The sequence below is a fragment of the Rahnella sp. ChDrAdgB13 genome (assembly GCF_017655185.1).
GTDB lineage: Bacteria > Pseudomonadota > Gammaproteobacteria > Enterobacterales > Enterobacteriaceae > Rahnella > Rahnella contaminans.
The window spans coordinates 26,160-36,060 of sequence record NZ_JAEMGT010000060.1 but is presented as its reverse complement, the minus strand read 5'-3'; the positions used below and the strand labels follow the sequence as shown (position 1 = coordinate 36,060).

General features: G+C 51.4%; 8 protein-coding genes. 5 read left to right on the top strand and 3 right to left on the bottom strand.

Annotated features, from left to right (window positions below; genetic code table 11):
- Positions 1 to 447 precede the first annotated feature (447 nt).
- From J8X26_RS16045 to ybiO, 5 genes are all read left to right on the top strand, one after another.
- The gene (locus J8X26_RS16045; protein WP_165058188.1) at positions 448 to 714 is read left to right on the top strand and encodes a DksA/TraR family C4-type zinc finger protein; all 267 of its coding nucleotides are present in this window, start codon (positions 448 to 450) and stop codon (positions 712 to 714) included.
- A 401-nt stretch (positions 715 to 1,115) separates the two neighbouring features.
- The gene (glnH, locus tag J8X26_RS16040) at positions 1,116 to 1,859 is read left to right on the top strand and encodes a glutamine ABC transporter substrate-binding protein GlnH (protein WP_152324285.1); all 744 of its coding nucleotides are present in this window, start codon (positions 1,116 to 1,118) and stop codon (positions 1,857 to 1,859) included.
- Positions 1,860 to 1,969: 110 nt separating this feature from the next.
- Positions 1,970 to 2,629, top strand: a complete 660-nt coding sequence (gene glnP, locus J8X26_RS16035; RefSeq protein WP_152324286.1) for a glutamine ABC transporter permease GlnP — start codon at positions 1,970 to 1,972, stop codon at positions 2,627 to 2,629.
- A complete protein-coding gene (glnQ, locus tag J8X26_RS16030; RefSeq protein WP_165058189.1) occupies positions 2,626 to 3,348 on the top strand; it encodes a glutamine ABC transporter ATP-binding protein GlnQ in 723 nt (240 codons plus the stop codon). Before glnP ends, glnQ begins: the two co-directional genes overlap by 4 nt.
- 434 nt (positions 3,349 to 3,782) lie before the next feature.
- A complete protein-coding gene (gene ybiO / locus J8X26_RS16025) occupies positions 3,783 to 6,008 on the top strand; it encodes a mechanosensitive channel protein (protein ID WP_208951375.1) in 2,226 nt (741 codons plus the stop codon).
- 318 nt (positions 6,009 to 6,326) lie between these two features.
- Here ybiO and J8X26_RS16020 read toward each other — a convergent pair whose 3' ends face one another.
- From J8X26_RS16020 to rlmF, 3 genes are all read right to left on the bottom strand, one after another.
- Positions 6,327 to 6,596 (bottom strand): helix-turn-helix transcriptional regulator, encoded by a 270-nt coding sequence (locus J8X26_RS16020; protein ID WP_208951374.1) that lies wholly within the window; start codon positions 6,594 to 6,596, stop codon positions 6,327 to 6,329.
- Between the two features lie 578 nt (positions 6,597 to 7,174).
- Complete coding sequence (locus J8X26_RS16015; RefSeq protein WP_165058195.1) at positions 7,175 to 8,485, bottom strand: PAS domain-containing methyl-accepting chemotaxis protein; 1,311 nt, start codon at positions 8,483 to 8,485, stop codon at positions 7,175 to 7,177.
- Positions 8,486 to 8,824: 339 nt separating this feature from the next.
- On the bottom strand, positions 8,825 to 9,793 hold the full coding sequence (gene rlmF, locus J8X26_RS16010) for a 23S rRNA (adenine(1618)-N(6))-methyltransferase RlmF (protein WP_208951373.1): 969 nt from the start codon (positions 9,791 to 9,793) through the stop codon (positions 8,825 to 8,827).
- Positions 9,794 to 9,901: the final 108 nt, after the last annotated feature.

Sequence of the window (9,901 nt, the reverse complement as noted above, 5' to 3'; positions counted from 1 at the left end):
TTGCCTGCCATACTTCCCTCAAAAATTGCCATTACTTATTAACTGACAATTCCTTTTGGGATAGGTTCTTAGTCGGGCCAGTTGCAGCTGCCATGCAGCAGAAGGGAATTGAATGAGAAGTCAGCGCAAACTGGCCTGAATAAGGTGTCCATGGGGAGAATAGCTGTTACAAATATGCACATATTCACACGAACAATTGATGACAGAAATACATTCATTCAATTCATGCGTTTTTTTAACATATGGCACGAAATAACACAAATCTTATCAGAAAACTCTTAGTAAACGCGGAGCTATAATAAAAGCAGAGCATTAACAAACAAAACAATTAACCCATTGTTTTACAATAACAATCATCTTCACTGCTAAGAATTATTCTTAAAATAGCGTTTCAGATTAATACTGAGATTGCTTTCCAATAAATCTGATAAACATTCGGAGGTCACCATGGCAAGCGGATGGGCGCAAGATGGCGCAGTTCAGGACCAGATAGATTCAACAGTCAATGATGCGGTTGACCGCGCTCGTCAGTCGCTCGGGCACGGCGAAAGTGAGCATTTCTGCCGGGAATGCGGGGAGCCGATTCCGGAAGCTCGCCGGAAAGCGCTTCAGGGCGTTCAGTATTGCGTCACCTGCCAGGCAGAGCTGGATAAAAAGCAGCAGGATCACGCCGGATATAATCGCCGTGGAAGTAAAGACAGCCAGCTGCGCTAGATTTTTTCCCTATGACCGGTTGCACCATTATGGTTCAACCCACCTCGGTTTTTCCTCAGATCCCACCCTTCCCCTCTTTACATTTGCTTCAATATTGAGCAGTGGTTTTATGCACGTTCTGAAAAAGTTAGAGCGAGTTATCATTTGGATGGCATGATTGTTAATTAATGATTGTTTAAAATACAACATCTGGTTAATGATGACGCGATGCACCACGATAGAACATTGCAAAATGTAACAATGCACCACAAGTGTGCAATTTCGGATTTATCCGCAGCTTGAACGGTTCAGCAAGACGATAAGCCATTGAATTTAAATATAGATGAATAATGGCATGAATTTTGCAGTTAAGCGTCGTAACATAAGGTCGTTCCCATAATATGTACAAAGGAAATTCACTGATGAAGTCACTCTTAAAAGTTTCCCTGGCCGCGCTGACCCTGGCCTTTGCCGTTAGCTCACACGCAGCAGACAAAAAACTGATCGTAGCTACCGACACTGCGTTTGTACCGTTTGAATTCAAACAAGGCGACAAGTATGTCGGCTTCGATATCGACCTGTGGGACGCGGTCGCTAAAGAGATGAAAGTCTCTTATGAACTGAAACCAATGGATTTCGGCGGCATCATCCCTGCCCTGCAAACTCACAACATCGATCTGGCACTGGCCGGTATCACCATTACGCCAGAGCGTAAAAAAGCGATCGACTTCTCTGACGGCTACTACAACAGCGGCCTGATGGTGATGGTTAAGAGCAACAACGACGCCATCAAAAGCGTTAATGATCTGAAAGGCAAAGTGGTTGCAGTGAAAAGCGGCACCAGCTCCGTTGACTACATGAAAGCCAACGTGCAGACCAAAGATCTGCGTCAGTTCCCGAACATCGACAGCGCTTACATGGAACTGGGTACAGGCCGTGCTGATGCTGTGATGCACGACACCCCGAACATTCTGTACTTCATCAAAACTGCCGGTAAAGGCCAGTTCAAGGCCGTCGGTGATTCACTGGCTGGTCAGCAATACGGTATCGCCTTCCCGCAAGGCAGTGACCTGCGTGAGAAAGCCAACGCGGCTCTGAAAACCATCAAAGAGAATGGTACCTACGCGGCAATCTACAAAAAATGGTTCGATACTGAACCTAAGTAAGATTTTTTCATTTAAGTCGTTCCTCTATATAGAAATCTGACTTGATAAGAAGCGCCTGACGGTGAATTCTCCGGACAGGCGCAGTTTGTTGTTTTACCAGGAGATAATCCATGCAGTTTGACTGGAGCGTAATTTGGCCCGCTCTGCCTATCCTGCTCGAAGGCGCCAAGATGACATTGTGGATTTCGGTCCTCGGTCTGGTTGGCGGTCTGATTATTGGTGTGATTGCGGGTTTTGCCCGCGCGTTTGGTGGCTGGTTTAGCAGCAATATCGCACTGGTATTTATCGAGCTTATCCGCGGTACGCCTATTGTCGTACAGGTAATGTTCATTTATTTCGCACTGCCGATGATGGTTCCCGATCTGCGTATCGACCCGTTCAGCGCGGCGGTGGTGACAATCATGATCAACTCAGGTGCGTACATCGCTGAAATTACGCGTGGTGCCGTGTTGTCCATCCATAATGGTTTCCGCGAAGCGGGCCTGGCGCTGGGTCTGTCGCGTCGTGCGACCCTGCGTTACATCATCATGCCGCTGGCGTTGCGCCGCATGCTGCCACCGCTGGGCAACCAGTGGATTGTGAGTATCAAAGATACCTCGCTGTTTATCGTCATCGGTGTCGCCGAGCTGACCCGTCAGGGCCAGGAAATCATCGCCGGTAACTTCCGCGCCATGGAAATCTGGAGTGCGGTTGCCGTTATCTATCTGATCATCACGCTGGCTCTGAGCTTTGTTCTGCGCCGCTTAGAACGCAAACTGAAAATTATATGATTGAATTCAAGAACGTCTCAAAACACTTTGGTAAAACCCAGGTGCTCCACGACATCGATCTGAACATTTCTCAGGGTGAAGTCGTGGTTATTATCGGGCCTTCCGGTTCCGGTAAATCCACTTTGCTGCGTTGCATCAACAAGCTGGAAGAAATCACGTCCGGCGAGCTGATTGTCGATGGCCTGAAAGTGAATGACCCGAAAGTCGACGAACGTCTGATCCGCCAGGAAGCCGGTATGGTTTTCCAGCAGTTCTATCTGTTCCCGCACATGACAGCCCTGGAAAACGTGGCTTTCGGCCCGATCCGCGTTCGTGGTGCCTCGAAAGATGAAGCCAATAAACTGGCGAAAGAATTGCTGGCCAAAGTCGGCCTTTCCGAGCGTGGTAACCACTATCCGTCTGAACTTTCTGGCGGGCAGCAGCAGCGTGTGGCAATCGCCCGTGCGCTGGCGGTGAAACCTAAGCTGATGCTGTTCGATGAACCAACCTCTGCGCTGGATCCGGAACTGCGTCATGAAGTGCTGACCGTCATGAAGCAGCTGGCCGAAGAAGGCATGACGATGGTTATCGTAACCCACGAAGTCGGCTTCGCCGAGAAAGTGGCATCACGGTTAATCTTCATCGATAAAGGGCGTATTGCGGAAGACGGTAAACCGGCAGATCTGGTGAATAATCCACCGAGTGAGCGTCTGCGGGAGTTCCTGCAACACGTTTCCTGATGCCAAAGGCCGCGGCAAGAGCGGCTTTTAACTCTGACCGGAATTATTTCGGTTTCTCAAGTGCGATGATCGCTTAACGCGCTGCGCCGAAACCGCCCAAAAGGGGAAAGTGCTTTTCCCCTTTTGGATTTCCCCTCGCCTTTTTACTCCGCGCTTTCGCTTGCTGGCTATGTTCCAGTTACCACCGTGACAGGCTGGAAATCTTGCCGCTACGCGATGCCTTCTCTCGGTCCTGAAGCCTTTGGTCTTCAGGCCGCTCCGTTCAGCAAGATTTCTGAACCGCCCGTGAGTTTCAACACACTCGATCTGCCGGTCATTCCCTTATGGCACGTCCCCCCACAACGTTTTGCCACAATTTTTCTACAATACCGTCACCGATGCTTTACCCTTAGGGCAGCAACACTTCCGACTAACGCTATTTTGAGAGAGGAACAATGCCGCATAACGACAGGACTCCGTTGGCTCACCGCATCCAGACACCGATATTTTCAGCTCTGCTGTTTATCACAATCTCCCTGTTCAGCGCCTTCAGCCATGCGGCTGAGGAAAAACCCGCTGCCGCCGATCAACAGAAAGCTTCTTACGCCGCGCTGGCCGATATTCTTCAGGATGATAAAGCCCGTGCGCAGCTGATTACCCATCTGCGGGAAGCCGCCGGAACCGCACCGACAGCAAAAGCGCCTGCCGAAAACACCGCACCGCAGGCTGAACAGCTTTCGCTGATTGACCAGCTGGTGGATACCACGCAGCAAACCGCTTCCGGATTTATGAAGCGTGTACAGCAGCTTAAAGACACCATCAATTCCGGCCCGCAGCATCATTTTAATGCCGCGCGTTTCTTCCCGGCGTTGGGGTATTTTCAGCTGACCGTCGCGGTGACCTTTGCGTTTTTCCATCTGATTCGCCGGTTAATCGGGCCGCTTTATCTGCGCCTCGGGCGTTGGGGAAACCATGCGCGACTGAAAGAAGCCCACTGGTACAAACTGCCCGCCAGCATTATCGGGGCGTTCGCAGTTGACCTCGGTATTCTGCTGCTGACTGTCGCTGCCGGGAATTTGTTCACGCAATATTTCAACGGCGGCAGCCCGCTGATTGCGCGCCTGCAGGCTTTGTTCCTCAGCGCCTTTGCGGTGATTGAATTCTTCAAAGCCGTTTTGCGCCTGATCTTTGCGCCCGGCTTCAGCTACCTGCGCCCTTTCCCGCTGGCGGATGTCACGGCGCGCTACTGGAATACCCGTCTGGCGTGGGTCAGCGGGCTGATTGGTTACGCCCTGATGGTCGGCGTACCGGTGGTTGCCACACAAATCAATTACACCACTGCCGCCGTAGTGAATTTCGTGGTGATGCTGGCCCTGACGGTTTACGCCAGCTGGCTGATTCTGCATAACCGCCGCACGATTCATCATGAATTCAACCTGCTGGCTGAACGCTCGATGGCATTTTTCAGCGTCATTCTCCGCGCCCTCGGGCATGTCTGGCATCTTCTGGCGGTCAGTTATTTCGTGGTGCTGTTCTTCCTTTCGCAGTTTGATTTCGCCGGAAGTCTGCGCTTTATGATGGCCGCGACGATTAAAAGTCTGGTGATTATCGGCATCGGTGCGCTCATCTCCGGCCTGCTTTCGCGCTGGATTAACCGCCGTATCACCCTGCCCGATGACGTTAACCGCCGTTACCCGCTGCTGCAAAAGCGCATTAATTCGTACATTCCGGCGGGTCTGAAAATCATCCGCGTGCTGGTGGTGCTGAGCGTGACGCTCTCGCTGCTCGACGCGTGGCAGATTTTCAATCTCAACAAATGGTTTATGACTGAGACCGGTGGGAAAGTGATCAGTGGTCTGGGCCATATGCTGTTTATTCTGTGCTTCGCCATTGTGGCCTGGACGTTACTTGCCAGCGTGATTGAACATCGTCTGGCGCAGGAAATGAGTAACGGCGCACGTCCGAGCGCCCGTGAGCGCACGCTGCTGACCCTGTTCCGCAACGTCCTCGCGATCGTGATTTGTACGATCACCATTATGATCATGCTCTCGCAGGTCGGGCTGAATATCGCCCCACTGCTGGCCGGTGCCGGTGCGCTCGGTCTGGCCGTCAGTTTCGGTGCGCAAACGCTGGTGAAAGACGTGATCACCGGTATTTTCATCCAGTTCGAAAATGGTATGAATACCGGCGAATACGTCACGGTGATGGGCATCAGCGGCACGGTTGAGCGCATGACCATCCGCTCGATTGGCCTGCGCGATATCTATGCCGTGTATCACATCGTTCCCTACTCTTCGATAACGACGCTTTCGAATTATGAACGTGAGTTTGGCGTCTACCGCGCCAGCTATAACGTCAGCCGCAATGAAGATGTGGACGCCGCCAACGCCGTCCTGCGTAAGGCCGTAGAAGCGCTGCAACAGGATGAAAGCATCAAACCGTTATTGCTCGGCGAACCGACTTATCAGGGTGTCGTGGGATTAGGCGATCAGTTCTTCACCCTGCGGGTGCTGGTGCGCACAAAAGCGCTGGAACAGTGGACCGTGCAGTATGCGCTGGACAGACTGGTGAAGAATCACTTTGCCGCCGCAGGGATTGAGATGCCGAGGCAGGCGGTTCAACTTTATGCCGATGAAGCTGCATCGCAGCTGGCTACAGTACAAACCGGCTTTAAGCCTTAAAACCTTCAACCGAGATTATTTCGGTTTCTTCACTCGCCGTGGGGCTTGATCGAGAATATTTCGGTTTTTAGAGTGCGGTGATCGCGCGGGCTCTCGCGCCGAAACCGCCCAAAAGGGGAAAGTGCTTTTCCCCTTTTGGATTTCCCCTCGCTTTTTTACTCCACGCTATCGCTGGAACGACGGACATGTTCTGTTGCCTCGGCAAGTGGCGCAAAATGTCATCGCTCCGCGATTCCCTCATTTCAGGTTTCGAGCCTTGGGTCTCGAACCATTCATTCGGTGCCATTTTTGAGCGCGCCATTCGACAAATTCAAAAAACTATTCTCTTGATTTGTCGTGGAGATTTCTTAATGTCTTGCTGATGAGTTGGCCATGCGCATCAAAATAGCGGCTAGGCCAGATTTGTGCGGGTGGAATATTGAGTGCTGAAGCAATCAGCATTTCGCCTTTCGGCCACGGACGTGATAACGCATTAGACAGGGTTGAAGAGGATAAACCCGCTGCGCGTGAAACGGCGACAAGCGTTGTTCCTTGCTTACGCAGTGCGGCAATAATGTCGGCCTGATGCCAGTCGGTATAGGTTTTCATTGGACACTTCCATTACAGAGGACAAATTGACGAAACGATCACGTTGAACGTTCTTTACCTCCAGTAATCTGGGCCGCAACTCCCAATTGCGGATGAGCCGCAGCGAAGTGATCATACCGTAATGACTTACCGCGTGCCAATTGCGAAATCATGAAGTTGAGAACTTGATTCAGAGTAAATTTAAGTCGTTACATGGAGTTACATCAGAGACAGGCTCTTTGCCCGAGGGCGATTCAGAAATCTTGCTGAACGGAGCGGCCTGAAGACCTATGGCTTCAGGACCGGGAGAAGGCACCGCGCAGCGGCAAGATTTCCAGCCTGTCATTGTGGTATCTGGAACATAGCCAGCAAGCGATAGCGCGTGTTGTAAAAGCGGGGAGAGATCCAAGAGAGGGAAAGCACTTTCCTCTCTTGGGCGGTTTCGCCACAGCGCGTTAAGCGATCACCGCACGTGAGAAACCGAAACTTTCTCAAATCAGCCCTCACGGCCAGTGAAAAACCGAAATCCTCTCGATCCCGCCTTCACTGCAAGTGAGAAAAAGATCGGTTAGCCGCCCCGGTGCAGCGACCTCCTGCAATCAATGCCTCGTTTGCCCCTGATCCCCCGTGATAACGGAAAACTCCGCCATCATTCGTACCAGATCCTGCATGCCCAGATTGACCTGATTGATCACATCACCCGCATTACGGCTGAGCGCAACCCCGCCGCCGGCACGATTGACGCAATTTCCCATACCATCAATCGCCGCCATCACACCGTCGCGGATACTTTGCGTCAATTGGTCAATCTCCACGGCGGCTTTCCGTGACTGATCTGCCAGCGAACGTACTTCACCGGCAACCACGGCAAATCCCCTGCCCTGTTCGCCCGCGTGCGCGGCTTCGATGGTGGCGTTAATCGCCAGTAAATTGGTTTGCGACGAGATGCGCCGGATGGTATCCACCATCTCACCAATCCGTTCTGAGGTTTGGCCGAGCTGACCGATAATGTCCGACGTGCGGCGCGCCAGCGCTTCGACTTCCTGCATATCCTCCACCGCTTTCTGGACGATGGTGACCCCTTCGGCAGCGGTTTTATCCGTTGTCAGGGAAAGCTCATGCACGTGCGTCATCATGCTTTCCTGCTGACGCTGCTGCGCCATCTGGCTGGTAATATCCTGAGCGATTTTGACGATTTTCAACACCTTGCCGTCATCATCCATGACCGGGTTATAGCTGGCTTCCAGCCAGATCGCCTGGCCGCGACCGTTCATCCGCTCGAAACGCCCGAGGATGAATTCACCGTTACGCAGACGCTGCCAGTGATTTTTATATTCGTGGGTATCACCAAACTTCGGCAGACAAAACATCGCATGAGAGTGGCCTTTAATTTGTTGCAGAGAATAACCCATGACTTTCAGGAAGTTATTGTTTGCAGAAATCACATTACCTTCCGGGGTAAAGGTAATCAGTGCCATTGAACGGTCAAGTGCTTGTAAAATCCCCTGATGCTCGTGCGATTCTGTAATTCTTTCAGAGACATCACTGGCAATTTTAATTATTTCAGTGACTTTGCCTTGTTTATTTTTAACAGGAACATAAGTGGCTTCGAGCCAGATTAATTTTCCACTTTTATGTACACGTTTAATATTTCCGCTGATGGACTTTCCCTGCCGTAAACCTTCCCAATGCAAGCGATAGGCATCGCTGGCAACGAACTCTGGCGTGCAGAAAATCCGGTGAGGCTGGCCGACGACTTCCTGCCTGTTGTAGCCCATGCCTTTCAGGAACAGGTCATTGACCTCAAGCACCACGCCCTCTGGCGTGAAGACAATCATCGGGACAGCGTCCTGAAGTGCTGCGAATTTATCACGCCATGCCGTACTAAACTGATGAGAAAATAATTGCATAGGACAGACACCCTGTGGCTGATAACGTGAATTAATGCGTGGTCGCAATTAATTTAAAAAATACGCACGTGCTAATCCCTGTGGGTTATTCGTCAAATAACGATAACTCACAGAACATTAGTCTGACCCCTGGGCGGGTTGCAGGAAGGTTTGCTGAAGCAAAACAAAACGCGTTAAATAAAGTCACGCGATAAATCATTACCAGGATAATTAATCAACTTTCTTATAGTGAATTAAGCATAATTTAATCCAATGAAAAAGAAAGGTCATGCAGGAGTATTTTTTCCAGCCTGTTTTTCGTCAGAATAACAGGCTGGAATAAAGAAGATTACAATGTGATCAAACTGACCAGCGCTTAATCGCCCAACTTTTTTGCTGCGATGGCGTCAGGAAGGTCCAGGCGACGAAGCGGCTGATTTTATTCCCCTGCGTCATCTCGATGGTGCGGATATCCGTCACACCCTCTTCGTTGAGCGCGTCATACAGTAGAGGAAGTGTTGTTTTTTTGGACACCAGCACGGTGTACCAGAAACAGTTCTGTGCTTTACCGGCGCTTTCTTCCGCCATGCGGACAACAAACGCTTCTTCGCCGCCTTCACACCACAGTTCGTTGTGCTGACCGCCGAAATTCAGATCCGCCGTACCGGCACGGCGATCCAGACCCAGATTCTGACGTTTACGCTGGCTGCCTGACGCCGCATCTGCCGCCGACGCATGGAACGGCGGGTTGCACAGCACGGCATCATAACGCTCATCGTGACGAATAATGGTGTCGAGAATACGCGGCGGTTTCGCCTGCAAACGGAAACGTACCTGATTGGTCAGTTGCGGGTTGGTCGCGACAATTTTTTTCGCGGCAGCCATCGAAACCGGGTCAATCTCACTGGCGGTGGAACGCCAGCCGTATTCACGCAGGCCGATAATCGGATAAATACAGTTCGCGCCCACACCGATATCCAGCACCGAAATGTCTTTACCCTGCGGGATATTGCCGTTGTTGCAGCTGGCAAGCAAATCAGCCAGATGGTGAACATAATCAGCGCGCCCAGGAATTGGCGGGCAAAGATAATCTGCCGGAATGTCCCAGTTTTCAATCTGATAGCAATCACGGAGCAAAGCACGGTTCAGCGCTTTTACAGCCTGCGGATTGGCGAAATCGACAGACAAATCGCCCCATTTATTTTCACTGACAAACGGCGCCAGTTCCGGGCTGCTGGCAATCAGGGCCGGGAAATCATAGCGGCTGCGATGACGATTTCGCGGGTGAAGACCGCTTTTTTCCTGAGGGAAGACTTTCTTTTTTTCCACCTGATTGACTCTCCGAAAGGTGTTGCGCGACGCACAAAGCATGCGATGGGGCGTTGATATTCATTAATGGCGCACAAGATAACACAAACCGGGGCAGCCTGCCGCGCG

What these genes read in the sequence shown, in the direction of transcription:
- J8X26_RS16045 (WP_165058188.1), top strand. Translation starts at nt 448, where the DNA reads ATGGCAAGCGGATGGGCGCAAGATGGCGCAGTTCAGGACCAGATAGAT.
- glnH (WP_152324285.1), top strand. Translation starts at nt 1,116, where the DNA reads ATGAAGTCACTCTTAAAAGTTTCCCTGGCCGCGCTGACCCTGGCCTTT.
- glnP (WP_152324286.1), top strand. Translation starts at nt 1,970, where the DNA reads ATGCAGTTTGACTGGAGCGTAATTTGGCCCGCTCTGCCTATCCTGCTC.
- glnQ (WP_165058189.1), top strand. Translation starts at nt 2,626, where the DNA reads ATGATTGAATTCAAGAACGTCTCAAAACACTTTGGTAAAACCCAGGTG.
- ybiO (WP_208951375.1), top strand. Translation starts at nt 3,783, where the DNA reads ATGCCGCATAACGACAGGACTCCGTTGGCTCACCGCATCCAGACACCG.
- J8X26_RS16020 (WP_208951374.1), bottom strand. Translation starts at nt 6,596, where the DNA reads ATGAAAACCTATACCGACTGGCATCAGGCCGACATTATTGCCGCACTG.
- J8X26_RS16015 (WP_165058195.1), bottom strand. Translation starts at nt 8,485, where the DNA reads ATGCAATTATTTTCTCATCAGTTTAGTACGGCATGGCGTGATAAATTC.